At 73.4% G+C, this 25,953-nt stretch carries 24 protein-coding genes; 14 read left to right on the top strand and 10 right to left on the bottom strand.

Annotation, left to right across the window (positions count from 1 at the left end; all coding sequences use genetic code 11):
• Positions 1-36 precede the first annotated feature (36 nt).
• Positions 37-1,488: a hypothetical protein gene (locus tag ACFUK0_RS00120; RefSeq protein WP_380245688.1), complete on the bottom strand. Its 1,452-nt coding sequence runs from the start codon at positions 1,486-1,488 to the stop codon at positions 37-39.
• Positions 1,489-1,839: 351 nt separating this feature from the next.
• Between ACFUK0_RS00120 and ACFUK0_RS00115 the strand changes: the two genes are divergently transcribed.
• Positions 1,840-2,487, top strand: a complete 648-nt coding sequence (locus ACFUK0_RS00115; protein ID WP_380245687.1) for a GAP family protein — start codon at positions 1,840-1,842, stop codon at positions 2,485-2,487.
• Between the two features lie 43 nt (positions 2,488-2,530).
• Here the strand turns inward: ACFUK0_RS00115 and ACFUK0_RS00110 are convergent, their stop codons facing one another.
• From ACFUK0_RS00110 to ACFUK0_RS00100, 3 genes are all read right to left on the bottom strand, one after another.
• Positions 2,531-3,868 (bottom strand): diacylglycerol/lipid kinase family protein, encoded by a 1,338-nt coding sequence (locus tag ACFUK0_RS00110; protein ID WP_380245686.1) that lies wholly within the window; start codon positions 3,866-3,868, stop codon positions 2,531-2,533.
• A gap of 77 nt (positions 3,869-3,945) precedes the next feature.
• A complete protein-coding gene (locus tag ACFUK0_RS00105) occupies positions 3,946-4,233 on the bottom strand; it encodes an SHOCT domain-containing protein (RefSeq protein ID WP_380245685.1) in 288 nt (95 codons plus the stop codon).
• A 33-nt stretch (positions 4,234-4,266) separates the two neighbouring features.
• Complete coding sequence (locus ACFUK0_RS00100; RefSeq protein WP_380245684.1) at positions 4,267-4,719, bottom strand: DUF6325 family protein; 453 nt, start codon at positions 4,717-4,719, stop codon at positions 4,267-4,269.
• A 316-nt stretch (positions 4,720-5,035) separates the two neighbouring features.
• Between ACFUK0_RS00100 and ACFUK0_RS00095 the strand changes: the two genes are divergently transcribed.
• The 7 genes from ACFUK0_RS00095 to ACFUK0_RS00065 all read left to right on the top strand — a co-directional run bounded on the left by ACFUK0_RS00095 (position 5,036) and on the right by ACFUK0_RS00065 (position 12,545).
• Complete coding sequence (locus ACFUK0_RS00095; RefSeq protein ID WP_380245683.1) at positions 5,036-5,476, top strand: hypothetical protein; 441 nt, start codon at positions 5,036-5,038, stop codon at positions 5,474-5,476.
• Positions 5,477-5,519: 43 nt separating this feature from the next.
• Complete coding sequence (locus tag ACFUK0_RS00090; protein WP_380245682.1) at positions 5,520-6,479, top strand: 2-hydroxyacid dehydrogenase; 960 nt, start codon at positions 5,520-5,522, stop codon at positions 6,477-6,479.
• A 139-nt stretch (positions 6,480-6,618) separates the two neighbouring features.
• Positions 6,619-7,455, top strand: a complete 837-nt coding sequence (locus ACFUK0_RS00085; protein WP_380245681.1) for an SDR family oxidoreductase — start codon at positions 6,619-6,621, stop codon at positions 7,453-7,455.
• Positions 7,456-7,552: 97 nt separating this feature from the next.
• Positions 7,553-9,016 carry a cytochrome ubiquinol oxidase subunit I gene (locus ACFUK0_RS00080; RefSeq protein WP_380245680.1) on the top strand — a complete coding sequence of 488 codons (1,464 nt, stop codon included), beginning with the start codon at positions 7,553-7,555 and terminating at the stop codon, positions 9,014-9,016.
• Complete coding sequence (locus ACFUK0_RS00075) at positions 9,013-10,032, top strand: cytochrome d ubiquinol oxidase subunit II (RefSeq protein WP_380245679.1); 1,020 nt, start codon at positions 9,013-9,015, stop codon at positions 10,030-10,032. Before ACFUK0_RS00080 ends, ACFUK0_RS00075 begins: the two co-directional genes overlap by 4 nt.
• Before the next feature lie 75 nt (positions 10,033-10,107).
• Complete coding sequence (locus tag ACFUK0_RS00070; protein ID WP_380245678.1) at positions 10,108-10,752, top strand: GAP family protein; 645 nt, start codon at positions 10,108-10,110, stop codon at positions 10,750-10,752.
• 26 nt (positions 10,753-10,778) lie between these two features.
• Positions 10,779-12,545: a cation:proton antiporter gene (locus ACFUK0_RS00065; RefSeq protein ID WP_380245677.1), complete on the top strand. Its 1,767-nt coding sequence runs from the start codon at positions 10,779-10,781 to the stop codon at positions 12,543-12,545.
• A 65-nt stretch (positions 12,546-12,610) separates the two neighbouring features.
• Here ACFUK0_RS00065 and ACFUK0_RS00060 read toward each other — a convergent pair whose 3' ends face one another.
• The gene (locus ACFUK0_RS00060) at positions 12,611-14,431 is read right to left on the bottom strand and encodes a glycoside hydrolase family 15 protein (protein ID WP_380245676.1); all 1,821 of its coding nucleotides are present in this window, start codon (positions 14,429-14,431) and stop codon (positions 12,611-12,613) included.
• Positions 14,432-14,645: 214 nt separating this feature from the next.
• On the opposite strand from ACFUK0_RS00060, the gene ACFUK0_RS00055 reads away from it, so the two are divergent.
• Both ACFUK0_RS00055 and ACFUK0_RS00050 read left to right on the top strand, forming a co-directional pair.
• On the top strand, positions 14,646-15,623 hold the full coding sequence (locus tag ACFUK0_RS00055) for a DUF389 domain-containing protein (RefSeq protein WP_380245675.1): 978 nt from the start codon (positions 14,646-14,648) through the stop codon (positions 15,621-15,623).
• A gap of 143 nt (positions 15,624-15,766) precedes the next feature.
• Positions 15,767-17,119 carry a chloride channel protein gene (locus ACFUK0_RS00050; RefSeq protein ID WP_380245674.1) on the top strand — a complete coding sequence of 451 codons (1,353 nt, stop codon included), beginning with the start codon at positions 15,767-15,769 and terminating at the stop codon, positions 17,117-17,119.
• A gap of 33 nt (positions 17,120-17,152) precedes the next feature.
• On the opposite strand, the gene ACFUK0_RS00045 is transcribed toward ACFUK0_RS00050, so the two are convergent.
• Complete coding sequence (locus tag ACFUK0_RS00045; protein WP_380245673.1) at positions 17,153-17,512, bottom strand: hypothetical protein; 360 nt, start codon at positions 17,510-17,512, stop codon at positions 17,153-17,155.
• 157 nt (positions 17,513-17,669) lie between these two features.
• Here ACFUK0_RS00045 and ACFUK0_RS00040 point away from each other — a divergent pair, with 157 nt between their 5' ends.
• The 3 genes from ACFUK0_RS00040 to ACFUK0_RS00030 all read left to right on the top strand — a co-directional run bounded on the left by ACFUK0_RS00040 (position 17,670) and on the right by ACFUK0_RS00030 (position 20,634).
• Positions 17,670-18,191 carry a hypothetical protein gene (locus tag ACFUK0_RS00040; protein WP_380245672.1) on the top strand — a complete coding sequence of 174 codons (522 nt, stop codon included), beginning with the start codon at positions 17,670-17,672 and terminating at the stop codon, positions 18,189-18,191.
• 112 nt (positions 18,192-18,303) lie between these two features.
• Positions 18,304-18,915 carry an SUKH-4 family immunity protein gene (locus tag ACFUK0_RS00035; RefSeq protein WP_380245671.1) on the top strand — a complete coding sequence of 204 codons (612 nt, stop codon included), beginning with the start codon at positions 18,304-18,306 and terminating at the stop codon, positions 18,913-18,915.
• Positions 18,916-19,035: 120 nt separating this feature from the next.
• Positions 19,036-20,634 (top strand): glycoside hydrolase family 43 protein, encoded by a 1,599-nt coding sequence (locus ACFUK0_RS00030; protein ID WP_380245670.1) that lies wholly within the window; start codon positions 19,036-19,038, stop codon positions 20,632-20,634.
• 50 nt (positions 20,635-20,684) lie between these two features.
• On the opposite strand, the gene bla is transcribed toward ACFUK0_RS00030, so the two are convergent.
• From bla to ACFUK0_RS00010, 4 genes are all read right to left on the bottom strand, one after another.
• Complete coding sequence (gene bla / locus ACFUK0_RS00025; protein ID WP_380245669.1) at positions 20,685-21,608, bottom strand: class A beta-lactamase; 924 nt, start codon at positions 21,606-21,608, stop codon at positions 20,685-20,687.
• A 201-nt stretch (positions 21,609-21,809) separates the two neighbouring features.
• A complete protein-coding gene (locus ACFUK0_RS00020) occupies positions 21,810-23,231 on the bottom strand; it encodes an MFS transporter (protein ID WP_380245668.1) in 1,422 nt (473 codons plus the stop codon).
• A gap of 88 nt (positions 23,232-23,319) precedes the next feature.
• Complete coding sequence (locus ACFUK0_RS00015; protein ID WP_380245667.1) at positions 23,320-23,727, bottom strand: SHOCT domain-containing protein; 408 nt, start codon at positions 23,725-23,727, stop codon at positions 23,320-23,322.
• Between the two features lie 167 nt (positions 23,728-23,894).
• On the bottom strand, positions 23,895-24,737 hold the full coding sequence (locus ACFUK0_RS00010) for a helix-turn-helix transcriptional regulator (RefSeq protein ID WP_380245666.1): 843 nt from the start codon (positions 24,735-24,737) through the stop codon (positions 23,895-23,897).
• 161 nt (positions 24,738-24,898) lie between these two features.
• Here ACFUK0_RS00010 and ACFUK0_RS00005 point away from each other — a divergent pair, with 161 nt between their 5' ends.
• Entirely contained in the window at positions 24,899-25,921 is a 1,023-nt protein-coding gene (locus ACFUK0_RS00005) for an aldo/keto reductase (RefSeq protein ID WP_380245665.1), read from the top strand.
• The last annotated feature ends 32 nt before the right edge of the window (positions 25,922-25,953 follow it).

Below are 25,953 nucleotides of genomic sequence, written 5' to 3'. Positions count from 1 at the left end.
AGTGGCTCGTTGACGGAGCGGTGGGGCGAGCGACGGTCAGGCGGTCGGCGGTGTCCCGGGGGTGCGCTGCTGCGGGCCGGTGTCCAGGAACTCCCGGACGGCGAACGCGGCCAGCACCGCGACGGTGATCCACGCCACCACGGCTGCGGACGGGTAGCTCCAGGTGAACAGCACCACGGCGGCCACCAGCAGGATCGCGGCGCCGATCCACCGCTTGAAGCGGTGGACGAACGGGCCGACCGGCCCCAGCCGCATGCCGATGGAGGTGAGGGCCTCGCGCGCGGCCGCGATGCCCCGGTGGCAGACGGTTCGGACGGTGACCGCGACCCGCGACGGGCCGATCAGGAACGCGCCCAGAGCGGTGATCAGGGCCAGCGCCCCGACGGCCCGGACGCTCGCGCGCATGAACCGGATCAGCGTGTCGTACACCGCCGCCGCGGCCGGCTGGGACGCACCGGCGGGAAGGTGGTCGAGGTAGAAGGAGCGGAACACCGTCAGCACGATCCCGGTGAGCAGCATCGCGGCGAACACACCCAGCGCCGCCCCGATCAGTGCGCGGCGCCGGTTCACGGCCAGGAACACCCCGGCGGCGGCGATCAGCACCGTGACGATCGGCAGCCAGGTGCCCATGATCTCCAGCAGCCGGAAGTACGACTTGACCTTGCCGATGTCGTCCGAGGCGAAGACGACGAAGTCCGTGTGCACGGCCGGGATCTTCGCGGCGAGGCCGAAACCGGAGTCCACCAGCTGGGTCTGGACCCTGGCCACGATCGGGGCGATGTCGATGGTGACCTGGTTGTTGTCCAGCGAGACCGCGCCGCCGCCCTCTCCGGTCAGGGCCTTGTCGAGCGCGGTGTGCCCGGCCCGGTTCGCGTCCACCCACAGCGTCTCGAAGGCGCTGCTGGCGACGACCCGGTGCACGGTCGAGTTCACCAGCTCGTTCAGGCCGTTGGTGATCGGCCCGGTCAGACCGTTGATCAGGTCCGCCGCCCGGGGCGGGACGCCCTGCTCCGCCGCGGCTTCGGACAGTTGGCTGACCAGGCCCTTCACGTCGATCTGGTCCAGCACCGCCGTGGTGACCCGGGCGGCGACCGCGTCCTGCACGTCCGGATTCGAGGCCAGCGGCGCGACCGTCGAGACGTAGCGGTCGGTGTTGCCGACGATGTCGCTCGTCCAGACCGAGAGCACCGACAGCAGTGACAGGACGGAGGCCAGCGCGATCAGCACCACGGCTCCGGACGTGCGCCACCGGTGGTGGCGCCGTGGTGCGGCGGAGCCCTCCAGTGACGCGACCCGCCGCCGCAGATCCTCGACCTCGCTGCGCTCACCCGCCGTCGGCTCAGCCGATCCGCCCGCCGTCGGCTCCGCCGATCCGTCCGCCTTCCCGCCCGGCGGTGCGGCCGGCGGCTGCGCATCCGGCGGTATGCGACCGCCCTGCTCTGCTCGTCCCGGATCGGTCGGCTCCGACCCGGACTCGTTCGAGGCCATCGCACTCTCCCTGGGGTGGGCCCTGCGTGGATGCCGCAGGCGGCAGCCGGCTGTTCTGCCCAGGAGATACGCCACGGCGCGGGCTCACCACCGGGGGTGCGCGTTCGGGTGACCCGACGCCGCCGGCGGGACGTTCGCGGCGGGCACCGGCCGGGCCGTCCGCGCATGATGGTCGGGGCCGGGTCTGCGTCTGTCGGACCGGCAGCGCACCCCCGGCGGACGATCGATCGGAGGCCACCCGTGGCTGTGGACAAGGGCAGCGCGCCCTGGCGCCGACGGCGTCACCGTGCGACGGCCGCCATGGCCGCGGCGGCCGGCCGCCGCCCCGAGCGGCAGGGGTGACCTGCGGCGATGGTTCTGGATCTCGTGCTGATCGGCACCGCCATCACGCTGGGGCCGCTGCACAACACGGCGTTCATCCTGCTGCTCTCCGCGAGCCGGGGCGTGCGCAAGGGGCTGGCCTTCCTCCTGGCGTGGCTCGCCTGCCTCGTGCTGGTGGTGGCCGGGGTGGTCCTGCTGACCGGCGGCCAACCCCCTGCCAGGAACACCGTTCCCTCGACCGCGGCGCTGGTCCTCAAGCTGGTACTCGGCCTCGGGATGGTCTGGTACGGGGAGCGCAAACGGCGCCAGGGCCCGCGGCCGCGCCGGAAGTCCCCGAAGTGGATGGCGCGACTGGACCGCGTCTCCGGCTGGACCGCGGCCGGGCTCGGCGTCCTGCTGCAACCGTGGGCCATGGTCGCCGCGGGCGGACTGACCGCGATGCAGGCGGACCTCTCCTCGCTCGCCGCCTACCTGACCCTGATCGGCTACTGCCTGCTGGCCACCTCGACCCTGCTGGCGATGGAGCTCTACGCCACGTTCCGGCCCGCCGGCGCCGAGGCGGAGCTCGACAGGCTGCGCCGCTGGATCGACGGCCACCAGGACCAGGCCGTCGTGTCCATCTCCCTGCTGCTGGGGCTCTGGCTGGTCGGGAAGAGCATCTTCGAACTCGTCGGGTGAGGCGGCCACCGGACATCCGGCGGCCGCGCCGACGGTCACCGGGTCACGGCCGGCTCCCCGGGCGGCGCCGGCCGAGGGCGAGCGAAAGGATCTCGCGCCGGTCCAGGGGCGGGACGGCCGCCGGGGCGCCGGTCCGGTGCCGGGGCACCAGCACCCGCAGTGCGCGGGGGCGGACGGCGCAGGTCACCGGGGTCGCCAGGTGCAGGGCCTCGCCGTCGACGGCGACGGGAATGGTCGCCGCGTCGGAGTCGACGGTGACGCGGCGGGACGTCAGGACGTGCAGGGCCTCCGCACGCGTGCCGCGGATCGCGATGTCGGCCGCCTGGGCCGCGTTCGCCACCCGGACTCCCACGAGTCCCAGCATTCCGGAGTCGAGGCGGGGCCGGTGGCCGTTGGCGGTCGTCGGTTCGGGTGCCGCGTACGGGTTGTTGCTGACCAGCAGGGCCTGTTGGGATTCCAGCCGGGTGTCGTCCGCCAGGGCGTGCAGCGGGTGGCCGGAGTAGCCGAGCAGGAGGTCCGGCAGCGAGTTCAGGATCGTCCCGGCCTTGGCATCGCGGTACTCGGGGCGTTGCACGATCTGTGCGTAGACGCCGAACGAGACGGTGTTGACGAACGGCTGTCCGCTCACCGTTCCCAGGTCGACGCGGATCTCCTGTCCGTCCGTCAGCGCCGCCAGGCCGGCGGCCGGGTCGGCGCGGTCCAGGCCGAGGTCCATGGCGAAGTGGTTGCGGGTGCCCGCGGCGAGCACCAGGAAGGGCAGGTCGTGCTCGGCCGCGACCTGCGCGACCCGGGCCAGCGTGCCGTCGCCGCCCGCGACGCCGAGCAGGTCCGCGCCCTCGGCCACGGCGCGGCGGGCGAGGCCGGTGACGTCCGTTCCGCCCGGGGCGTCCAGCAGCACGACCCGGGCGCCCAGTGCCTCCGCCCTCGCGACCAGTCCGAACCGGCCGACCTTGCCGCCGCCGGACCTGGGATTCATGATCAGCACCGCGTGCTGCGGGCGGGGCCCCGCGATCACCGGCATGCCCTCGGGCCGGCGCACCTGCCGGAGGGCGGCGCGGGCACAGGCCAGCCCGGCGGCCAGCAGTGCGACCGCGACGAGGGCGGCCGGCCACAGGCCGGCCCGCGAGTAGAACACCACCACGGCCACCGGCGCGGCGACCGCGAGCAGCGCTCCGGCCACGCGTACGGCCCCTCGGTGTGACAGGGCCCACCAGGTGCCGGCCGCTCCCAGGGCCAGCCCCGCCAGACCGATGGCGAGGATCAGCAGGCCGGCCGGGCCGCTGACGGCCAGCAGCGCGACCAGCGCGCCCAGCCAGCAGGCCAGCGCCAGCCGGGCGAGCAGCCGCGCGCGCGGCGGAGCGGGGGAGTCGATCGGTGCCACCGCACTCCTTACGGGGCGTTACAGGGCGTCGGGGGACGGCCCTGTGCCGATCCCGGACCGGCCGGCGCCGGGGTTGGTCAGGAACCGAGGATCCGGGCCTTCTGCGCCTGGAACTCGGCGTCGGTGAGCACGCCCTGGTCCTTGAGCTCACCGAGGTCCTTGAGCTGGGCGATCTTGCTGCTCATGTCGTCGGCCGCCGCCGGCGCCGGTGCGGGCGCGGCCTGGACGGCGGGCTGGGGGGCGGCCTGCGGAGCCTCCTGCTGGGCCCAGCGCCCGGCCTGACGGCGGGAGACCCGGTTCGAGACGGCGGTCGCCGTCCCGGCGACGACGGCGGTGCGGGCGACGCCGCGGAGTAGGCCTGGCATGGTGTGCTCCTCTACTGGGCCGACCCGGAGGGGTCAGGCCCGGGTCTCGGTGCTTTCGAGGGCTGCCAGCAGCTCCTGGACGGGGATGCGGCCGTTGGCCACGAGCCGGCCGCCGGCCCGGCGGACGGCGGCGGCGAACGGGGCGGCCCAGACGTTCTCGTAGACGAGGATGCCGGCCGAGCTGCCGGGCGCCAGGACTTCGCTCGCGTCGTCGATCTCGTCCTGGCCGAGCAGACCGGAGGAGATGCCTTCGAACACGGCGAGGTCGAGTGCGCCGTCGCCGGTCAGGTCGGCGAGTTCGACGCCGACGACCGATCCGTCCGGCTCCTTGCGGACGAAGAGGAGATCCAGGATCCGGATGACGCCCCGGTCGACCAGGTCGACCAGCAGGGGCAGTCCTTCCCCGTTCATCCGGCTTCCGGGGAACTCGATCACCACGTAGTCGATGGGTCCCAGTTCGTCGGGTGGGGCGGCTTCGGTGCTCACATCGACTCCTCATCGGGATCGGGTCCGTGCGACCCGGGGCCGGGTGTCCGGCGGCCGGCGCCCGGGGCGTTCCGCGGGTGCTCCTGGGCGTCCCGGGCGGGCCGAGTGCCGTCGGGGGCAGAGCGGACGGCCGGTTCGGCGCACTCCTCATTCCATCAGCGGGCGGCCCCCGGCGCATCTCGGACCGGCCTGCCCGCCCGGCCGTGCCCCCGCCGCCGCACGGGGCGCGGTATCCACGCCGCCGTGGAACGCTGGAAGTGGAGCTGCGGGCCGGCCGTTCGGAAGGCCGGGTGGCTCCCCGAACCAGGGAGGACCCATGGCCGGCAACGTCAACCAGCCGCAGCCCGGGCAGGTCACCGCCCCTGCCTCGCGGCATGTTCTACGGTCCGGCTGGACCGCTCTCGCGGCGGTTCTGATGATCTTCGGCGGAGCCATGGCGATCTTCGAGGGCATCGCCGCCCTCGCCAAGGACGACCTGCTCGTCCGGACGGCCGACTACACGTTCAGCTTCAGCCTGACCGGCTGGGGCTGGATCCACCTCATCCTCGGCATCGTCCTCGTCCTCGCCGGCTGCGCGCTGTTCGGCGGAGCCGTCTGGGCGCGCGCTCTCGGCGTCGTCCTCGCCGGTCTGAGCCTGATCGCCAACTTCCTGTGGCTGCCCTACTACCCGTTCTGGGCCATCACGCTGATCGCCGTCAACATCTTCATCATCTGGGCCCTGTGCGCCGGATCGTTCCGCGAGGCCAGCAGGCCCTGAGCCGGGGTTTGCTCCTGCGGGAGATCGCTGCTGGGATCGCTCCATGAGCCTCTCGAACGCGGTGCCCGGCGGCCCCCCGGCCAGGATCCTGCTCCCCTATCCGTCCGCGCAGGTGGGCCTGCGCCCGGAGGTGGCGGTGGCACTGTGGGACGGCCTGGACGCAGGCCCGCCCCAGCGGGTCCTCGACGAGGTGGAGTTCTTCGTCATCCCCTACACCCGCACGACGGCCGCTGCGCCGCTGCTGGCGCGGATGCCCCGGCTGCGGGTCGTCCAGAGCCTGTCGGCGGGAGTCGAGGAACTGCTGCCCGCGCTGCCGGCGGGAGTGGCGCTCTGCAACGCGAGGGGTGTCCACGACGCGAGCACCGCCGAGCTCGCGGTCACCCTCGTCCTCTCCTCACTGCGCGGGGTCCCGGGGTTCGTCCGGGCGCAGGACGCCGGTGCCTGGGAGGGCGGCTCGTACGCCTCGCTCGCCGACCGCACCGTGCTGGTGGTCGGCCACGGGTCGATCGGCGCGGCCGTCGAGGAGCGTCTCGTGCCCTTCGAGTGCGAGGTCCTGCGGGTGGCGCGCACGGCCCGGACGGCGGCCCGCGGGCCGGTGCACGCCATCGCCGACCTCCCCGGCCTGCTGCCGCGCGCGGACGTCGTGGTGCTGACCGTCCCGCTCACCGACGCGACCAGGGGGCTGGCCGACGCGGGATTCCTCGCCGCGATGAAGGACGGCGCCCTGCTGGTGAACGTGGCCCGCGGCGCCGTCGTGGACACCGGCGCCCTCCTCGCCGAGCTGCGGAGCGGCCGGCTGGCCGCGGCCCTCGACGTGACCGACCCCGAACCGCTGCCCGCCGGCCACCCCCTCTGGCGGGCCCCGAACACCCTGATCACCCCCCACGTCGGCGGCAACAGCTCCGCCTTCCTGCCCCGGGGCCTGCGGCTGATCCGCACCCAGCTGGAGCGCTTCCTCGCGGGCGGTCCGCTGGAGAACGTGGTGGTCCGGCCGGTCGGGTGACCGGTGCCCGCCGGGCCCGGCGCTGAGCCGTCGGGGGGACAAAGGCGCGCCCGACGGGCGAGCCGCTCCCCGCGCCGGGGGCCGGGCCGACCAGTGTTGTCCCCCGATGACGGCTTGCGGCCAACGACGGGAGAGACCAGTGACCTCAGCGGTGGACGAGGGGCGGCGGCCGGTCCCGCCGATCCTCCGGGGGCAGAAGGCCCTGGTGACCGGCGCGAACTCCGGCATCGGCAGGGCGACCGCGATCGGCCTCGGCCGCGCGGGCGCCGACGTGGTCGTGAACTACGTCTTCGGCCCGGAGGCGGCCGAGGAGGTCGTCGAGGAGATCAAGTCCTACGGGGTGCGGGCCTACGCCCACGAGGCGGACGTCTCCCAGGAGGACCAGGTCGTCGCGATGGTCGACCGGATGGTCGGCGAGTTCGGCACGATCGACATCATGGTGGCCAACGCGGGGCTGCAACGGGACGCCGCCCTCACCGAGATGACCGTCGCCCAGTGGCAGAAGGTGCTGGACGTCAACCTCACCGGCCAGTTCCTGTGCGCCCGCGAGGCCGCGAAGGAGTTCGTCCGCCGGGGCGTCGTGCCGGAGGTGTCCCGCTCGGCCGGGAAGATCGTCTGCATGAGCTCGGTGCACCAGATCATCCCGTGGTCGGGCCACGTGAACTACGCCGCCTCCAAGGGCGGCGTCCTGATGCTGATGCAGACGCTGGCACAGGAACTCGCCCCGAAGGGGATCCGGGTGAACGCCGTCGCGCCCGGCGCGATCCGCACCCCGATCAACAAGTCCGCCTGGGACACCCCCGAGGCCGAGAACGACCTGCTCCGGCTGATCCCCTACGGCCGGGTCGGCGACCCGGCGGACATCGCCGCCGCGGTGACCGTCCTGGCCTCCGACCTGATGGACTACGTGGTCGGCACCACGCTCTACGTCGACGGGGGAATGACCCTCTTCCCCGGCTTCGCCACCGGGGGCTGACGGCACGGTGGTGGCAGGCCGCCGGTCCACCCGCCCGCTCCCCGTCCGGTCCACCGGCTGACCCAGCGGTCATCCGGCACGAGCCACCGAGGTCCGCATGAACACCGCAGCACACCTCCTGGCGAACACTCCCGCGCAGCTGCTCCCCGCAAGGGAGTTGATGGCGTTCACGCTGGCCTCCCACATCCTGCTGGTGCCGTTGGGAGTGGCGCTGCCGTTCGTCACCCTGGTGATGCACCACCGCGGGCTGCGGAAGGCCGACCCGACCGCCCTGCTGCTGGCGCGGCGGTGGTCCGCCGTGATGGCCGTCCAGTTCGCCGTCGGCATCGTCACCGGCACCGTGCTCTCGTTCGAGTTCGGGCTGCTGTGGCCGGGCATGATGGGCCGCTGGGGAGACGTCTTCGGCCTCGGCTTCGGCGTGGAGGCGTGGGCGTTCTTCCTGGAGGCGATCCTGATCGCGATCTACCTCTACGGCTGGCGCAGGCTCAAGCCGTGGACGCACTTCTGGCTCGGCGTGCCGCTGCCGCTGGCGGCGCTGCTGGGCGCGTTCGGCATCATCGCCGCCAACTCGTGGATGAACACCCCGCAGGGTTTCACCCTCGACGACAGTGGCAGGCCGGTGGACGTCAACGTCCAACAGGCAATCTTCACACCCATGTTCGGCCCGCAGTACTGGCACTTCGTGGTCGCCATGTTCCTCACCGCCGGCTACGTGGTGGCCGGCGTCTACGCCGTGGGATGGCTGCGCGGCCGCCGGGACCGCTACCACCGCCTCGGCTTCACCGTGCCGTTCACGGCCGCGGCGATTCTCACCCCCGTCCAGTTCGTGCTCGGCGACTCCATCGCCCGGTCGGTCTTCCACAAGCAGCCCGTCAAGTTCGCCGCGACGGAGCTCGTCTGGAACACCGGCACCCATGTGCCCGAGTACCTGTTCGGCCGCCTGCAGGAGGACGGCACCGTCAAGGGCGGCATCAAGATCCCCCAACTGGACTCCATCCTCGCCGGGTTCAGCCCCGGGACGCAGGTCACCGGGCTGGCCTCGGTGCCCGCCTCCGACCGCCCCACCGCGACCCAGGCGACCATCGCGCACTGGGCCTTCGACATCATGGCCACCATCGGCAGCCTGCTGCTCCTGCTCGCCCTCTGGTACGGCTGGTGCTGGCTGCGCCGCCGTGAACTACCGCGCTCCCGCTGGTTCTTCCGGTTCGCCGCGGTGGCGGGCGCGGCCAGCCTGCTGACCGTGGAGTGCGGCTGGATCACCACCGAGGTGGGCCGCCAGCCCTGGATCGTCTACCGGAACATGCGGGTCTCCGAGGCCGTGACCCCCACCGGCGCCGCCTCGCTGTGGACGATGTTCGGGATCGTCGTCACGGTCTACGTCCTCGTCTTCGGAGCCTTCCTCGCCGTCGTCCTGAAGATGCGCGCCCGTTGGCGGCTCGCCGACGCCGGATCCGCCCGCACACCCGCCGAGGACCCCGAGACGGACACCCCCTACGGCCCGCGCCCGGAACCGGCCGCGAGTGCCCCCGGCAACCGGCGGCCCCCCGGGAGCGAACTGTGACAGCGAACGTCGTCGCCTGGATCCTGCTGCTCGCGATCGCCGCGTACGCCTGCGGCGGCGGCGTCGACTACGGCGCCGGGTTCTGGGACCTGCTGGCGGGCGGCGCCGAGCGCGGCAGACGCCCCCGCTGGCTGATCGACCACGCCATGGCACCGGTCTGGGAGGTCAACAACGTCTGGCTGATCTTCGCGTTCGTCCTGATGTGGACCGGATTCCCGGTGTTCTTCCAGACGGTGTTCACCGCCCTCTGGCTGCCGCTGGCCCTGGCCGCCGTCGGCCTGGTCCTGCGCGGCGCCGGGTTCGCGCTGCGCAAACCCACCCGGCGACTGGCCGAACGCCGCATCTACGGCGCCGTGTTCGCGGTCTCCTCGCTGCTCACCCCGTTCTTCCTGGGCGCCGCCGTCGGCGGTGTGGCCTCCGGGCGGGTCGCTCCCGGCACCACCGCGTCGGCCGACGCGTGGGCCAACACCACCTCGGTCCTGGGCGGGCTGCTCGCCGTCGCGGCCACCGCCTTCCTCGGCGCGGTGTTCCTCACGGTGGACGCCCGGCGCTTCGAGGCCGACGACCTGGTCGGCTACTTCCGGCTGCGCGCCCGGACGGCCGCCGCCGCCCTGCTGATCCTCGGCGTGACCGGCCTGACCGTGACCGACCCGCACGCCTCGTACGTCCACCACGGGCTCACCCACGGGACGGGGCTGCTGCTCGTCCTGCTCGCCGCGGCGGCAGCGGCGGTCACGGCCTGGCTGGTCGCCGGCTCCGCCGCCGGGTGGGCGCGCTACACCTCGGTGGCCGCCGTGGCCCTGCTGGTCGCCGCCTGGGGCGTCGCCCAGAAGCCCTACCTGGTGCCCACCTCGCTGACCGTCCAGCAGGGGGCGGGGGCGAGCGCCCCGCTCCAGTGGATGCTCGTCGTCGCCGCCGTCGCCCTCGTGTTCATCGGCCCGGCCCTCGTCGTCCTCTACCGCCTCGACACCCACGGCGTACTGGAACCGCTGGCCGACGAGGACGTCGCCCGGTGACGGCCGCACCGGGCCGGCCCGCACGCGGCCGGGCGCGTCCGTCCGTCCGGCCGGCCACCGAGAGGGGCACCCCCGATGGTTCTTGACCTTCTGCTGATCGGCCTGGCGATCACCCTGGAGCCGGTGCCGGTGACGGCGTTCATCCTGCTGCTGTCGGCGGACCGCGGTGTCCGCAAGGGGCTGGCCTTCGTGCTGGCCTGGCTCGCCTGCCTGGTCCTCGTGCTCGCCATGGTGATCGCCGTGACCGGCGGGAAGCCGCCCGAGGCCGAGAGCACCCCTTCGACGGCGGTGCTGGCCGTCAAGATCGCCCTCGGCGTGGGCCTGATCGCCTACGGCGAGCACCGCAGACGCCGGCCCGCGCGGCCCCACAAGCCGCCCGCGTGGACGGCCCGGCTGAACCACCTCTCGCTCTGGACCGCCTCCGGCCTGGCCGTGCTGGTACAGCCGTGGGGGCTGGTGGCGGCCGGCTGCGCGACCGTGGTGGACGCCGACATGTCCGAGGCCAGTACGTACCTCGTGCTGTCAGGGTTCTGCCTGCTGGCCAGCGCCAGCCTGTTGGCGATGCAGATCCACGCGACCTTCTGGCCCGTCACCGCGCAGGAGCGCCTCGGGCGGATCCGCACCTGGATGGAGGACCATCAGGAGCAGACCATCGTCGCGCTCGCCCTCCTGGTGGGCCTCTGGCTGGTCGGCAAGAGCATCGCCGAGCTCGTGGGGTAGGGCGCGACGTCCGAGGAGGAGGTGTCATGTCATCCAGTCAGGTGCTGGTCGGCGTCGCGCTGATCGTCGCCCTGGCCGTCGGCTCCCAACTGGTGGCGAGCCTGCTGCGGGTGCCGGCGATCCTCCTGCTGCTGCCCGCCGGCTTCGTCGCGGGCGCGCTGACCGACGACGTCGATCCCGAGCAGTTGCTGGGCGCCGCGTTCTCACCGCTGGTCTCGCTCGCGGTCGCGGTGATCCTCTACGACGCCGGACTCGGGCTGGACCTGGGCCGGCTCAAGGGACACACCCGCCGGGTCGTGATCAGGCTGATCTGGCTCGGCGGCCTGGTCACCTGGGTGTCGGCGGCCCTGCTCGCCGTACCGGTCCTCGGCATGTCGCCGGGCTCCGCCGTGATGCTGGGCGCGATCCTCGTGGTCAGCGGCCCGACCGTGGTCGGGCCGCTGCTGGGCTTCGTCCGCCCGACCGAACGCCTGCAACGCATCCTCGTCTGGGAGGGCACCCTGATCGACCCGGTCGGCGGCATCCTCGGGGCGTTCGTCTTCCACGGCGTCCTCGCCGGCGACCAGCACGGTCTGGGCAGCCAACTGGGCAGTTTCGGCGCCAGTGCCGCCGTCGGCCTGGCGGGCGGCGCCGTCGGAGCCGCCGCGCTCTGGCTGCTGCTGCGCCACCTGCCCCTCGGTGAGGTGCTCGGCACGACGGTGCAGCTCGCCGCGGTGGTCTCGGTGGCGGCGGTCTGCGACGCCCTCCGGGACGACACCGGCCTGATCGCGGCCGTGGTGATGGGAATGGCGCTGGCCAACCTGCCCGGGCTGGACATCCCGGCCCGCCGGGTCTTCTTCGAGACGCTCGTCTCGCTGACCATCGGCCTGCTGTTCGTCTCGATCTCGGCCACCGTCACGCCGCAGTCGCTGCGCCACGTGGTGCTTCCCGCGCTCGGCCTCGCCGCCGCCCTCGTGCTGGTGGTCAGACCGTTGGTGGCGCTGCTCTCCACCGCCGGCACCGACGTGCCGTCCCCGGAGAGGCGGTTCATCGGATGGATGGCGCCGCGCGGCATCGTCGCCGCGGCCACCGCCTCCACCTTCTCCGTCGCCCTCGTGCAGGCCGGTGTCGGCGGGGCGGAGAAGATCCTGCCGGCCACGTTCGTCGTGATCGTCGCCACCGTCATGGTCTACGGCCTGACGGCGCTCCCGGTCGTGCGGTGGCTCGGTGTCCGCCGTTCGGCCCGGTCGCGGCCGCTGCTGGTCGGGGGCGATCCCTGGGCGGTGGAGCTGGGCGTGGCCCTGCGGTCGGCGGGCCTGGACGTGCTGATGTGGGCAGGACTCGACCAGCAGCGCCGGAGCATCACGGACGCGGGCCTCGAACTGGCCCCCGGCGAACTGCTCGCCGCCGCCACCGGTGCCGGCGCCGAACTGGAGGGCATCACCGAGGTCCTCCTGCTCACCGCCGAGGACGACTTCAACGCTCTCGCCTGCATGACGCTGGAGGAGACGGTGGAGGGGTCCGTCCGCCGGCTGGGGCCGCCCACCCGCAGCCACGGCGTGGTCGCCCCCTACACCGGGGGCGCGGTGCTGTTCGCCCCGGGCCTCAACCGGCCCGGACTGGCCGGCCGGTACGCGGCCGGAGCCCGGATCGTCACCCGCCAGGTCGACGCGGGCATCCCGGCCGGACACGACCTGCTCTTCCTGGTGCGCGCCGACGGCCGGCTCGTCGCCGTCACCGAGACCGCCGCGCCGACGCCGGACGGCGGCGACACCGCCGTCCTCCTGACCCCTCCGGCCCGGCCCGCGCCGTAGTCCCCGGGCTCCGGCCGGACAGCGCTCCCGGGCCCGGTGAGTCGCGTCGCCGCTGCGGGGCCCGGTCAGTCCCGTCGCCGGTCGAGGGCCTCGTCCAGCGTGCAGGCCGCCGTGATGAGCGACAGGTGGGTGAACGCCTGCGGGAAGTTGCCGAGCTGCTCGCCGCTGGGCCCCACCTCCTCGGCGAAGAGGCCGACGTGGTTGGCGTAGGTGTGCATCTTCTCGAAGGTGTAGCGGGCCGGCCGCAGGCGCCCGGCCCGGGCCAGGGCGTCGACGTAGAGGAAGGTGCAGAGGCTGAACGTGCCCTCGGAGCCGCGCAGGCCGTCGGGGGAGGCGGCCGGGTCGTAGCGGTAGACGAGGCTGTCGGACACCAGGGTGCGGTCCATCGCGTCCAGGGTGGACAGCCAGGACGGGTCCCGGGGAGCGACGAAGCCGACCCGGGGCATCAGCAGCAGCGAGGCGTCCAGGACGGCGTCGCCGCCGTAGTGCTGGACGTACGCCTGCTGCTCCTCGCTCCAGCCGCGCTCCATGACCTGCAGCAGGATGGAGTCGCGGGCCTTCGTCCAGCGCTCGGTGTCGGCCGGCCGGCGGAAGACGTCGGCGAGGCGCAGGCCGCGGTCGAAGGCGGCCCAGCACATCACCCGGCTGTAGGTGAAGTCCTTGCGCCCGCCGCGGGTCTCCCAGATGCCCTCGTCGGGGCGGTCCCAGGAGTCGGCGAGCCAGTCCAGGCTCTCGGACAGGATCTTCCAGCCGCGGTAGCCGGCCTGGCCGGCGATCTCGTGTCCCTCGGAGAGGGCGTAGAGCGCCTCGCCGTAGATGTCCAGCTGCAACTGGTCGGCGGCCGCGTTGCCGAGCCGCACGGGCGCGGAGCCGCGGTACCCCTCCAGATGGCCGAGGATCTCCTCGGTCAGCAGCGGTTCGCCGTCGACCCGGTACATGATCTGGAGCGGTTCGCCGCCCTTGCCCGCGGTCTCGCGCAGGCGGTCGCCCAGCCAGTGCGTGAAGGCCGTCGCCTCCTCGACGAAGCCGAGGTCCAGCAGGGCGCGGACGGAGAGCGAGCCGTCGCGGACCCAGGTGTAGCGGTAGTCCCAGTTGCGCTCGCCGCCGACCTGTTCGGGCAGGCCCATGGTGGCCGCGGCCACCGGTGCGCCGGTGGGGGCGTAGGTGAGCAGTTTGAGCGTGATGGCGGAGCGGTTGACCATGTTGGGCCAGCGGCCGCGGTAGTTGGAGCCGCGCACCCACCTCTGCCAGAAGTCGGCCGCGTCCCAGAGCTGTTCGGTGATCCCGTCGACGGTGGGCGGCGGCGGCATCTCGCCGTCGGCGTCGCAGACGGTCAGCAGGACCGCCGCGGCGTCACCGATGTTCAGCGTGACGGAGCCGCGCACGTCGTCGCCGTCCCGCTCCACCGGGAAGGTGCTCTGGAGGTACGCGCAGACCCCCGGCGCCCGGAAGACGGACGCCTCGGGACGCAGGTCGAGTTGGTGGGAGGCCCGGCCGTAGTCGAACCGCGGGCGGCACTCCATGTCGAAGCGCACGGTGCCGCGCACGCACCGCACCGTCCGGATCAGGCTGTGCCGGTCGGTCGGGGTCCGGCTGGTGTTCGGCGGCATCCAGTCGATCACCTCGCCCACCCCGTCGGGCGACATGAAGCGGGTGACCAGGACGGCACTGTCCGGGTAGTACAGCTGTTTGCAGGTGGCCTGCGGATTGACGTCCGCGAGCCGGAAGTAGCCGCCGCGGTCGTGGTCGAGCAGGGCCGCGAAGATGCTGGGGGAGTCGAAGCGGGGAGCGGCGAACCAGTCGACGACGCCGCGCGAGGTCACCAGCGCGGCGGTCTGCAGGTCGCCTATGAGGCCGTGCTCGGCGATGGGCGGGTAGCGGTCCATGAGCGTCCCCAAGGTCAGAGTGATCCCGTGATCTCACTATCGGCCAGGACCGGCGGACGCGCCCGTCGCGGTGACCGGCCCGCTCCCCCGGCCGGTGTCGCGGCCCGAATCCGGGGCCGCCCGCGCGGCGGGTCCGCGAACGGCGGGACGGGGTGGAGGATCTTGCAGGGGCCGGGCACCCGGCCGGGAGGCCGACGCCTGTGGAGGTCCGGGGTTGGACATGATCCATGTCCGTGCGGTGAGCCCGCCGGACCTCACCGCACGGGTCGTCGGCCGCCTCGCGGGCGACCCCTCGGTCCTCAACCTGATCGTGCAGCCCGGTGCGGCGCGCAACCCGGACGGGGACGCCGTCGCCTGCGACGTGCTGACCGGCGCGGCGAACGACGTCCTGCGCGCCCTGCGCGCGCTGCACCTGGACAGCCGGGGTTCCGTCGTCATCGAGCCGGTGGACGTGGCGTTCGCCGGCGGGGCCGCGGAGGCCGGCACCCGGCAGCTCGGGGCACGCGCCCACGCACCCGTCTGGGACCAGGTCGAGGCACGGATCCGGGCCGAGGGGACGTACGCGCCGAGTTTCTACCTCTACCTGGTCATCGCCGGCCTGATCGGCGCGGTCGGGATCGTCACGAACTCGCAGATCCTGATCGTCGCGGCCATGGTCGTCGGCCCCGAGTACGGAGCCGTCGTCAGCATCGCGCTGGGCATCGACCGCCGGGACGGCCGGCGGGTCCGCCAGGGGCTGCGGGCACTGCTGCTGGGCTTCACCCTGGCCGTCGTCGCCACCTTCCTCTTCAGTCTGCTGATCCGCGGGTTCGGCTTCGAATCGAAGGCCTTCAGCGTGGGCGTGCGGCCGGTCTCCCAGCTGATCGACACTCCCGGCTTCTTCTCGTTCGCCGTGGCGGGGCTGGCCGGCATCGTCGGCATCATCTCGCTCACCGAGGCGAGGACGAGTGCGCTGCTGGGCGTGTTCATCTCGGTCACGACCATCCCGGCGGCGGCCGACATCGCGGTGTCCGTCGCCTTCTCCAGTTGGAGCGAGGCCCGGGGTTCGCTCGTCCAACTGCTCGTCAACATCGTCGTGCTGATCGTGGTGGGCACCTGCACGCTCCGCTGGCAGCGGGAGATCTGGCGCCGGGTCGCCGCCCGGCGCGCACCCGCCGACCGGCCGCAACGGCCGTCCCCGGGCGGGAACTGAGCCGTCGGAATGACGTTCGGTGAATCGCCGGGCGGTCGCCGGCCGCGAGCGCGGGGCAGGCCGCCGGGCCGTGGTACGACGGATCCGAGGCCTGCCGACCGACGCGTTCCAGGCCGCCGTCCGGTGCTGAGGAGACGATGAGCATGCCGACCCCGGCTGTCGGACCGCCCGCCGCCGAACCACCGCCGGATCCCCTCGCACTGATCCGGACCCGCAAGTACGCGATGCTGCTGGTGATGGCGGCGCTGCTCGGCGTCCCGATCTCCGCGCTGGCGTTCGGCTTCCTCGCCCTCGTGTCCGAACTGCAGTCGCTGACCTACACCGACCTCCCCAAGGGGCTGGGCTTCGACGGGACGCCGTCGTGGTGGCCGGTCCCGCTGCTCGCCCTGGCCGGGCTGCTGGTGGCGCTGGCCGTCAGCCGCCTGCCGGGAGGAGGCGGGCACAAGCCGGCCGAGGGGCTGTCCACCAAGGGAGCGCCGACGGCGGTGGAACTGCCCGGCATCGCGCTCGCGGCGGTGGCCTCGCTCGCGGCGGGCGCGGTGATCGGACCGGAGGCCCCGCTCATCGCGCTCGGCGGGGGGCTGGCGGTGTTCGCCGTCCGGGCGGTGAAACGGGACGTGGCGCCGCGGGCGAGCGCCGTACTGGGGGCCGCGGGGAGTTTCGCGGCCGTCAGCACGCTGCTCGGATCGCCCCTGCTCGGCGCGTTCCTGCTGATGGAGGCGGCCGGTCTCGGCGGCGCCATGATGGGTGTCGTGCTGGTGCCGGGCCTCCTCGCGGCCGGCGTCGGCGCGCTGATCTTCACCGGCCTCGGGTCCTGGACCGGTCTGGGCACCTACTCGCTGGTCCTGCCGCAGGTGCCGCACGCCGACCGCCCCGACCTCGCGGGGTTCGGCTGGGCCCTCGTCATCGGGGTGGCCTCGGCCTTCCTCGGGGCGGGGATCCACCGTTCGGCCCTGTTCCTCCAGGCCCGGGTCGAGCGGCGGCGGACGCTGCTCACCGTCCTGGCGGGCGTGCTCGTGGGAGTCCTCGCGCTGGTCTTCGCCGAGGGGACGGGCCGGGAGGCGTCGGAGGTGCTGTACTCGGGGCAGAGCGCACTCGGGCCGCTCCTGGCCGGTCAGGCCGGTTACACGGCGGGCACCCTGGTCGTGCTGGTGGTCTGCAAGGCGCTCGCCTACAGCCTCTCGCTCAGCGCATTCCGCGGCGGACCGGTCTTCCCGTCGATGTTCGTGGGAGCGGCGGGCGGGCTCGCCCTCGCCCACCTCCCCGGACTGGACGTGACCTCCGGGTTCGCGATGGGCGTCGGGGCGATGTGCGTGGCGATGCTGAAACTGCCGATGACCGCGGTGCTGCTGGCCACTCTGCTCCTGGGCACGGAGAGCCTCACCGTCATGCCGCTCGTGATCGTCGCGGTCGTGGTCTCCTACGCGCTCTCGTTCCGCCTCGCCCCTGCCCCGACTCCGGCCCCTGCGGCGCCACCGAGTGCGGCGCCCGCCTGAACCGCCCTGCGCGCCCCGGCCTCACCCGGCGGCTCAGGAGTACCAGGAGGCCTCCGTCGGCCGCGCCCGGTGGGGCACCTCCTTCTCGGGCATCGGGAGCTCCGTCCCGCCCTGCCCCGTTCCGTCCTGCCCCGCCCCGTCCTCGACCAGGACGCTGCTCGGCTCCCCGCGGACGGGGCCGGGCAGGGTCACCCGCACCTCGATGGGACGTGGCGGGTCGGTCGGCAGCGTGGTGGCCAGTGACCGCACCTCCGGGTGGTGGCCGTGGACCCGCTCGGCCGCGACCTCCTTGCCGTCCACCAGGAGTTCGACCCCCCGGGCTCCGCCCAGGTGGACGGCGACGGTCACGGAGCAGCCGGCGTGTTCACGGTGGAAGTGGTAGTCGCGGCCCATGACCGCCTCCGATCGCGGTGAAGCTCTGGCGTCCATCGTGACACCGACCGGGGGCTGCCGCGAGGTCCGCAGGGCCGGTGCACGACCCGGCCGTCCGGTGCGGACCCGCCCGCGCGTGGTGCGGCCGAGGGTGGGCGGGTTCGATTAGGTTGAGTTGGTGAACCGTTTCTTTCCCTGGCCACGCAGGCCTGACCGGACCGGCCGGCGCGCATCGCGGACGGACTTCGCGGGGGCCGTCTACGGGTCGCTCCTCGCCGCCTCGGTCATCGCCACGGCCGGCGCGGTCGGCGACTTCCCCCGGCTCCAGGTCGTGGTGCTGCTCCTGGTGACGGGCCTGGTCTTCTGGGCCGCCCACGTCTACGCGAGCCTCGCCGGCGAACGCCAGGTCGGCGGGCGGCCCGACTGGGCCGAGATCCGACGGGTCGGGCGGCACGAGTGGGGCATCGTCGAGGCGGCCGTGCTGCCCGCGGCGGCCGTGGCGGTCAGCCCCCTCCTGGGACTGGGGCTGAGCGGCGCGGCCTGGCTGGCCCTGGCGGTCGCGGTGACGCAGCAGGTCGGCTGGGCCTGCCTCGGAGCCCTGTACGCCGGCGCCTCCCGCACCGAGGCGGCCGTCGAGGGCGCGGTCAACCTCGTCCTCGGGCTGGTGATCGTCGCGGCGAAGGCGGCCCTCGGGCACTGAGGCCGGGGGACCGCCGCCCCCGGGGCGGGGCCTGTCGGTGCCACCCGGTTGGATGGTGCCGATGTCGCCCGAAGTTGCCGCCCGAAGTTGCCGCCTGATGGGGAGAAGGCCGTTGAACGAGTCCGAGCTGCTGGCCGTCGCCAAGAGGCCCACCGTCGAATGGCTGGAGTCCTGCTTCGGGCCGGGCAGTCTGTGGCGCCCCGCGGAGGCCGAGCTGCCCGTCCGGCTGGAGGACGCCGGTACCCGGGCCTTCCTGACCACCGTGGGAGTCCCGGCGGTCCGGCTCGACTTCATGGGCTACGACTCGGCCGGCCTGAAGGCCAAGGGCATGTGGGAGGAGGACCCGGACGAGCTGTTCGGCAACCGCTACCCCGACGACGACTCCGAACCGGCCTGCTGGTCCTACTGCGTCGGCATGGTCCAGCTGCTGCACCTGATGGTTCGCGGTGACAGCGGAACGGTCGAGATCTACGACCCGGACGGCTGGGACCACGCCGCCGGGTACGGCGGCCACGCCGCCGACTCGCTGCCCGAGCTGATCGGCGCGCTCGCCCTGATCGCCCGCTGCGGGCACCGGCTCACCGACGAGGACGGTGACACCGACGCCGACGCCCTGCTGGACGAACTCACCGGCAGGCTGGAGCTGCTGGGACAGGGCCCGGAGGAATCGAGCCTCTGGGAGGGCGTCCTGGAGAACCTCCGCGACGAGTACGGCGACCAGTAGGACCGGGCCCCGGGGACGTTGATCGACCGGAACCGGTTGATCGCGAATGCGTTCGACGCTAGCTTCGGCGTCAATGTCCTCGGAGCCGTGCGGAGCAGTCCGCGAGTGAGGTGTCCTGCGGTGATCCGCAACCCCGTCCTGCCGGGATCGCATCCGGACCCGTCGCTGCTGCGCGTCGGCCAGGACTTCTACCTGGCCACCTCGACCTTCGAGTGGTACCCCGGCGTCCGGCTGCACACCTCGCAGGACCTCGTGCACTGGCGGCCGTTGGGCGGCGCCCTCGACCGCACCGCCCTGCTCGACCTGACCGGCTGCCCGGACTCGGGCGGCGTGTGGGCGCCGAACCTGAGCCACGCGGACGGCCTGTTCCACCTGGTGTACTCCAACGTGTCCACGTACGCCGGCGGGTTCACCGACTGCGCCAACCACCTGGTGACCGCACCGTCGATCGAGGGGCCGTGGTCCGAGCCGGTGCCGCTGCACTCGCGCGGCTTCGACGCCTCGCTGTTCCACGACGGGCCCGACAGCTGGCTGCTGAACCTGGTGCACGACTGGCGCCCCGGGTACGGCGGTTCGGCCGGCCTGGAGGCCACCCGCTACGACCGCACCACCCGGCGCCTGGTCGGCGAGCCCGTACCGATCACGCTCGGCCGGGAGGGCGGCTGGATCGAGGGCCCCAACCTCTACCGCCGCGGCCCCTGGTACTACCTGCTCACCGCCGACGGCGGCACCGGCTACGACCACCAGGTCACCGTCTCCCGCTCCCGCAACCTCACCGGCCCGTACGACCGCGACCCCGCCGGCCCGCTGCTCACCGCCCGCGACCGCCCCGAACTGCCGTTGCAGAAGGCCGGACACGGCAGTCTCGCCCGGACCGCCGACGGCCGGTGGTACCTCGCCTACCTCGCCTCCCGCCCGATCGGCACCCACGGCCCCTGCGTCCTGGGCCGCGAGACCGCCCTCGCTGCCGTCACCTGGACCGCCGACGACTGGCCCCGGGCCGGGGACGGGACGCCCCGGCCGCAGCTCCCCGCACCCGGCCTGCCGGCCGCTCAGGTGCCCGACCCTGCGGACGACTTCACCGCAGCGCGGCTCGGCCCGCACTGGTCCACCCTGCGCCGCCCCGCCACGCCCGACTGGTGCAGCCTCACCGAACGCCCCTCCCACCTGCGCATCCGAGGCGGACGCTCACCCCAGAGCCTGGTCGGCCCGAGCCTGGTGGCCCGCCGTCTGACCGCCGCCCGCTGCTCCTTCGAGACGACGATGGAGTACCGGCCCGGCGGCTTCCAGCACCTGGCCGGCCTCACCGCCTACTACAACTCCCGCAACTGGTACTTCCTGCACGTCACTTCGGACGAGGACGGCACCCCGGTCGCAGGGCTGGCGGGCTGCGACCGGGGCCGCACCACCCTCGACGCGGGCGGCCGGGTGCCGGTCGGCGCCATCACCCGCCTCGGGCTGGACCTGGACGGCGCGAGCCTGCGCTTCCGCATCGACACCGGCGCCGGCTGGCGGCCGTTCGGGCCGCCGCTCGACGCCACCGTCCTGTCGGACGAGCACGCCGAGGAGTACGACGGCGACCGGATCCGCGCCCTCGGCTTCACCGGCGCCTTCGCCGGCCTGTGGGTGTGGGACCTGAACGGACACGGCCACCACGCCGACTTCCGGGACGCCGACTACGCCGACTGCACCGAAGCCGTCGGCGACGCCGCCTGCTGAGCCCTGCGGGGCGCCCACCGCAGGGCTCGGCGCATGGCTGCGAGCGCCAACTAGGCCGGATTACCGCCGAGTTCCGCCGCCAGCAGGGCGGCGGCACCGGCCACCAGCGGGTGGTCGGCCGGGGCGTCCTCCTCCCGCCGGGTGGTCAGGACGGCCAGCAGCACCGGCGTGCCGTCGGGCGACCAGGCGATGCCCGCGTCGTTGTTGCTCCCGTACCTCCCGCCGCCCGTCTTGTCGGCGAGGATCCAGTCGGCGGGGAGGCCGGCGCGGAACCTCTCGCCGCTGGTCGTGTTGGCGAGCAGCCAGCCGGCGAGCCGTTCGCGGTCCTGCGGTGCGAGTGCGTCTCCGAGCGTGAGCCGGGCGTAGGTCCGGCCGACGGCGCGGGGGGTGGTGGTGTCGGTCACCCGCCACGGCTCCGCCGAGTTGAGTTCCGGCTCCCAGCGGTCGAGCCTGGTCCGGTCGTCCCCGATCGAGCGGCAGAAGCGGGTGACGGCCTCCGGTCCGCCCAGCTGCCGGAGCAGCAGGTTGCCCGCCGTGTTGTCGCTGTAGCGGATGGCCGCGTCGCACAACTCGGCGACGGTCATGCCGGCTTCGAGGTTCTCGGCCGTACCGGTACGGGGGGAGAAGCCCGACCTCGCCACGTCCTCCGCGGTGTAGTGGATGCGCTTCGCCAGGAACTCGCCGTCGTGGTCGAGGTCGCGCAGCACCGCCGCGGCGGCGATCGTCTTGAAGAGCGAGCACAGGGGGAAGCTCTCGTCCGCGCGGTACGCGACCGACCTGCCGGTGCGCAGGTTGCGGGCGAACACCCCCAGACGGGCGGAGTGCTGCTGCTCCAGCTCCCTGAGCCGCGCGGTGATCCCGCCGCCGGACAGGGCGTGCGCCGTCCCGCCGAGGGGCAGGGCGGCGGAGAGTGCGGCGCCGGCGCCGAGAGCGAGTGCGGTGCGGCGGGACGGTCGAGGTCCGGTGGTGCGCAAGGCGTTCCCTTTCCGAGGCGGTCACGACGTACGTCGGTACACGTGGCAGGCGGCACGGATCCGCTGCGGTCACCACACCTGGTGTCCGGGCTTCGTCTCCGTGGCCTGCTGCCACCCTCGCCTGCCTCGCACACGAACGCATGAGTACGCGTACTCAGATGCCCCGCAGTTGCGATGTCGCCGGCCGGCCGTGGCGGGCCGTCAGCCGCCCGCCTCCGGACGGCCGGCGGGGGAGGGCGCCGCGGGCGCCGGGGTGTGCGGCAGGAGGGCGGCGGCGGCGAGGCCGATGAGTCCGACGGCTGCCAGGGTGATCATCGCGGCGGCGTAGGCGTGGCTGGTGAGGCCGGCGACCAGGATGGTGCCGGCGACCGCCGTGCCGAGGGAGGAGCCGAGGTTCGACACGCTGCGGGACAGGCCGGAGATCTCGCCCTGGCGCTCCTCCGCGAAGCTCGACTGGACGATGTTGACCGAGGGGGTGAGCATCAGGCCGAGGCCGAGGCCGATCAGCAGCAGTCCGGGGGCGAAGGCCCAGGGGCTGGGGGAGCCGCCGACGATGAGGATCAGGACGACGATGCCGGTGATCGTGACGGCGAATCCCGTCAGGATCAGGGTGCGCTGGGCGTACCGCTCGGCGAGGCGTTCGGCGGCGAGGGAGGTGAGGAGGATTCCGAGGGTGGCCGCCGTGAAGATCACCCCGGTCTGGATCGCGTCGTAACCGCGGACGACCTGCAGGTAGGAGGCCACCGTGAAGGACACGCCCATCAGGAGCAGCCACTGGGTGTTCTGGGTGACGAGCCCGAGGTTGGAGACGCGGCTGCGGAACAGGCTGGTGGACAGCAGCGGCTCCCTGCCCGCCCGCTCCCGGCCGCGGACCCAGCGGAAGAACCCCGCCAGGAGGAGCGCGCCGAGGAGGAGCAGGGCGAGCATCAGCCAGCCGTTGTCGTCGGCGGCCAGGATGCCGGTGACGACGAGGACGAGCCCGACGGCGGACAGGACGGTGCCGACGGTGTCGAACGGGCGGGTCGGATCCGGCGGCAGGGGATCCTCGATCCGGCGGCTGAGGACGATGATCACGACGATCACCAGTGCCTGGAACACGAACGCGGCCCGCCAGCTGAGCACCGAGGTGATGAGCCCGCCGATCAGCGGGCCGGCCGCCGCGCCGATGCCGCCGAGCGCCATGATCGTCCCGAACGCGCGGGCGCGTGAGGTCGTCTCCGTGAAGAGCAGCGTGGTGAGGATGTAGACGGGCGGGATGAGCAGGGCGGTCCCGACGCCCTCGAGGATCGAGTTTCCGAGGATGAGAACGCCCAGGCCCGGCGCGGCCGCGCTCAGCAACGCGCCGGCGCCGTACACGGCCAGCCCTGCCAGCAGGCAGCGTTTGCGGCCGTAGCGGTCGGTCAGCTTGCCGCCGGGGATCATCAGGGCGGCCATCACCAGCAGGAAGATCGTGATCGCGACCTGCACGCCCTGGACGGTGGTGTCGAGGTCCTCGCTGATGTCGTTGATCATCACGTTCATGTTCGAGCCGGCGAAGCTGCAGATGAACTGGGCGAGGGCGAGCGGGGCGATGATCCGCCGCAGGGCGGCGGGCGAAGGAGCGGCCGGGGACGTGTCAGTCATCGGGGCTGCCGCCTTCGGCCCGTCCGCGCTGCCGGCCAGGGGCGGTCGCCGGGTGGGCGCTCATGGGTGACTCCGTCAGGTCAGGAGTTCAGGAGTTCAGGAGTTTGGCCTTCGCCTTGGCGAACTCCTCGTCCGTGATGTGGCCGGCGGTGCGTAGTTCGCTGAGTTTCGCCAGTTGGTCGGCGGTGGCGCCCTCCCCGGAGGAGGCCGCGCTCTCGCGCACGTACGCGCGGAAGCGTTCCTCGCTCTTCTGCGTCCTGCTCAGTTCGCGCTCGCCCATGCCGCGTCCGCGGGCGATGAGGTAGACGAAGACGCCGAGGAACGGCAGCAGGACGAGGAAGACGGCCCAGCCGGCCTTGGCCCAGCCGTGCACCGAGTCGTCGTGGAAGAGGTCGATGAGGATCCGGAACAGCAGCATGAACCAGAGGATCCACAGCATGAACCAGAAGATCGTCCAGAAGACGTTCAGCAGCGGGTAGTCGGCAGCGAGGTCCATGGCTCTGCTCTCCTGTCCCGGCCCGGACCGGGCCGGCCCGCGTCGGGTGGGCGCGGTTGCCGAGGGCGGCGCGGGTGTGCGCCCGCCCATACCCTCATGCTGCGCGCGGCGGCCGGTTCACGCATCCGATCGGGTACCGGGCGGGGGAGCCGCACGCGGGCCGGGGATCAGCTGCGGGTCAGGTCCTGGAGGCCGACCACCCGCAGCAGCTGGAGCCGCTCGTGGGATTCGCTGCCCGGGCGGGCGGTGTGGACGATCAGCCGCTGGTCCTGCTCCGGGCTCAGCAGTACCTCGCAGTCCAGCTCCAGCAGGCCGACCACCGGATGCGCGAAGCGCTTGACGTCGACCCGGCGCACGGCGACGTCGTGGTCCTCCCACAGGGCCGAGAACTCCTCGCTCCGGGCCAGCAGGCGGCGGACGAGCTCCGCCGTCCGCACGTCGCCCGGGCGGCGGCCGAGGGTGGCGCGCAGATCCGCCACCGCCGCGCGGGCGGCCCGGTCACGGTCCCCGGCCGGGAAGAGCTCCCGGGCGGACAGGTCCGTGAACCAGCGCCAGACGATGTTGCGCTCCGCCCACGGGCGGGCCGAGGCGTCGCCGTGCAGGGCCCTGGCCATCGCGTTCTGCGCCAGGATGTCGCCCCGGTCGCTCACCACCTGGGCGGGAGCGTCCGTCAGCCGGTCGAGCACGAGGAGCAGGCCGGGGCGCACGTGGTCGGTGGCCGCCCGGTCGCGCGGGGGCTCCTCGCCGGCCAGATGGAACAGGTGGTCCCGTTCGTCGCCGGTCAGCCGCAGCGCGCGGGCGACGGCGCCGAGCATCTGCCGGGACGGGCGCGAGCCCCTGGCCTGCTCCAGCCGCGTGTAGTGGTCGGTGGACATGCCCGCCAGCTGCGCCACCTCCTCGCGGCGCAGCCCCGGGGTGCGGCGCCGGGTGCCCCGCGGCAGGCCCACGTCCGCGGGGTCGAGTCGGGTGCGGCGGCGACGCAGGAAGTCGGCCAGCTCGGTTCGGTCCATTCCTCCACCATGTCCCGGAACGCCGGCCGGAGCCAGGGACCGCCCGTCCCCGGACAGGGACGTCTCTCCCGCCGCTGCCCGCACCGCCGCACGCTGGAGGCCGGACCGGCGGCCCGGTGGACCGGCGACCCGGATCTCCTGCGAGGAAAGGCACGCTTCTCATGCGCTACCGCACTCTCGGCCGGACCGGTATCAAGGTCAGCCCCTACGCGCTCGGCACCCTGATGTTCGCGACGTCCATCGGCAACCCCGACCCCGACGACTCGGCCCGGATCATCCACCGGGCGCTGGACGCGGGAATCAACCTCATCGACACCGCCGACTCCTACGGCGACTCCGAGGAGGTCGTCGGCAGGGCGCTCAAGGGCCGGCGGGACAAGGTCGTCCTGGCGACCAAGGTGAGCCGCCCGACGGGCGACGACCCCAACCAGCAGGGCGCCTCGCGGCGCTGGATCGTGACCGCGGTCGAGAACTCGCTGCGCCGCCTGCGGACCGACCACATCGACCTCTACCAGATCCAGCGGCCGGACCCGGACACCGACGTCGAGGAGACGCTGTCCGCCCTCTCCGACCTGATCCACAGCGGGAAGGTCCGCGCGATCGGGACGTCCACGATGCCGGCCTCCGACATCGTCGAGGCCCAGTGGGTCAGCGAGCGGCGCGGGCTGGCACGGTTCCACACCGAGCAGCCGCCGTACTCACTGCTCGACCGCGGCGTCGAACGCGAGGTGCTGCCGGTCGCCCAGCGCCACGGGATGGGCACCCTGGTGTGGGGCCCGCTCGGGCAGGGGCTGCTCACGGGGCGGGTCCGCAGGGGCCGGCCGAACGAGCTCCGCCGGGCCGGCCTCTTCAAGCACCTCACCGACGAGCGCCGCCTGGACGCCGTCGAGCAGTTCGTCTCGCTCGCCGAGGAGACGGGTCTGCCGCTGACCCACCTCGCCATGGCGTTCACGATCGCGCATCCGGGCGTGACCAGCGCGATCGCCGGGCCGCGCACGATGAGCCACCTCGACGACCTCCTCGCGGGCGCCGGCACGACCCTCGACGACGACGTCCTCGACCGGATCGACGGCATCGTCGCGCCCGGCACCGACATCGGCACGCTCGACCAGGCCTACCTGCCGCCGGCCCTCCGGCAGAAGGGCCTGCGCCGCCGACCCGTCGGCGAACGCACCGCGGCCTGACCGCGGTGCGCGGCAGCGCGGGTGGCCGGGAG

It is taken from the genome of Kitasatospora sp. NPDC057223 (assembly GCF_042669755.1).
Taxonomy (GTDB): Bacteria; Actinomycetota; Actinomycetes; order Streptomycetales; family Streptomycetaceae; genus Kitasatospora.
This window is presented reverse-complemented; position numbering and strand designations above follow the sequence as displayed.

Coding starts and splice junctions, on each gene's coding strand:
- ACFUK0_RS00120 (WP_380245688.1), bottom strand. CDS start 1,488: ATGGCCTCGAACGAGTCCGGGTCGGAGCCGACCGATCCGGGACGAGCA.
- ACFUK0_RS00115 (WP_380245687.1), top strand. CDS start 1,840: ATGGTTCTGGATCTCGTGCTGATCGGCACCGCCATCACGCTGGGGCCG.
- ACFUK0_RS00105 (WP_380245685.1), bottom strand. CDS start 4,233: ATGCCAGGCCTACTCCGCGGCGTCGCCCGCACCGCCGTCGTCGCCGGG.
- ACFUK0_RS00095 (WP_380245683.1), top strand. CDS start 5,036: ATGGCCGGCAACGTCAACCAGCCGCAGCCCGGGCAGGTCACCGCCCCT.
- ACFUK0_RS00090 (WP_380245682.1), top strand. CDS start 5,520: ATGAGCCTCTCGAACGCGGTGCCCGGCGGCCCCCCGGCCAGGATCCTG.
- ACFUK0_RS00080 (WP_380245680.1), top strand. CDS start 7,553: ATGAACACCGCAGCACACCTCCTGGCGAACACTCCCGCGCAGCTGCTC.
- ACFUK0_RS00070 (WP_380245678.1), top strand. CDS start 10,108: ATGGTTCTTGACCTTCTGCTGATCGGCCTGGCGATCACCCTGGAGCCG.
- ACFUK0_RS00065 (WP_380245677.1), top strand. CDS start 10,779: ATGTCATCCAGTCAGGTGCTGGTCGGCGTCGCGCTGATCGTCGCCCTG.
- ACFUK0_RS00060 (WP_380245676.1), bottom strand. CDS start 14,431: ATGGACCGCTACCCGCCCATCGCCGAGCACGGCCTCATAGGCGACCTG.
- ACFUK0_RS00050 (WP_380245674.1), top strand. CDS start 15,767: ATGCCGACCCCGGCTGTCGGACCGCCCGCCGCCGAACCACCGCCGGAT.
- ACFUK0_RS00045 (WP_380245673.1), bottom strand. CDS start 17,512: ATGGGCCGCGACTACCACTTCCACCGTGAACACGCCGGCTGCTCCGTG.
- ACFUK0_RS00020 (WP_380245668.1), bottom strand. CDS start 23,231: ATGACTGACACGTCCCCGGCCGCTCCTTCGCCCGCCGCCCTGCGGCGG.
- ACFUK0_RS00015 (WP_380245667.1), bottom strand. CDS start 23,727: ATGGACCTCGCTGCCGACTACCCGCTGCTGAACGTCTTCTGGACGATC.
- ACFUK0_RS00010 (WP_380245666.1), bottom strand. CDS start 24,737: ATGGACCGAACCGAGCTGGCCGACTTCCTGCGTCGCCGCCGCACCCGA.
- ACFUK0_RS00005 (WP_380245665.1), top strand. CDS start 24,899: ATGCGCTACCGCACTCTCGGCCGGACCGGTATCAAGGTCAGCCCCTAC.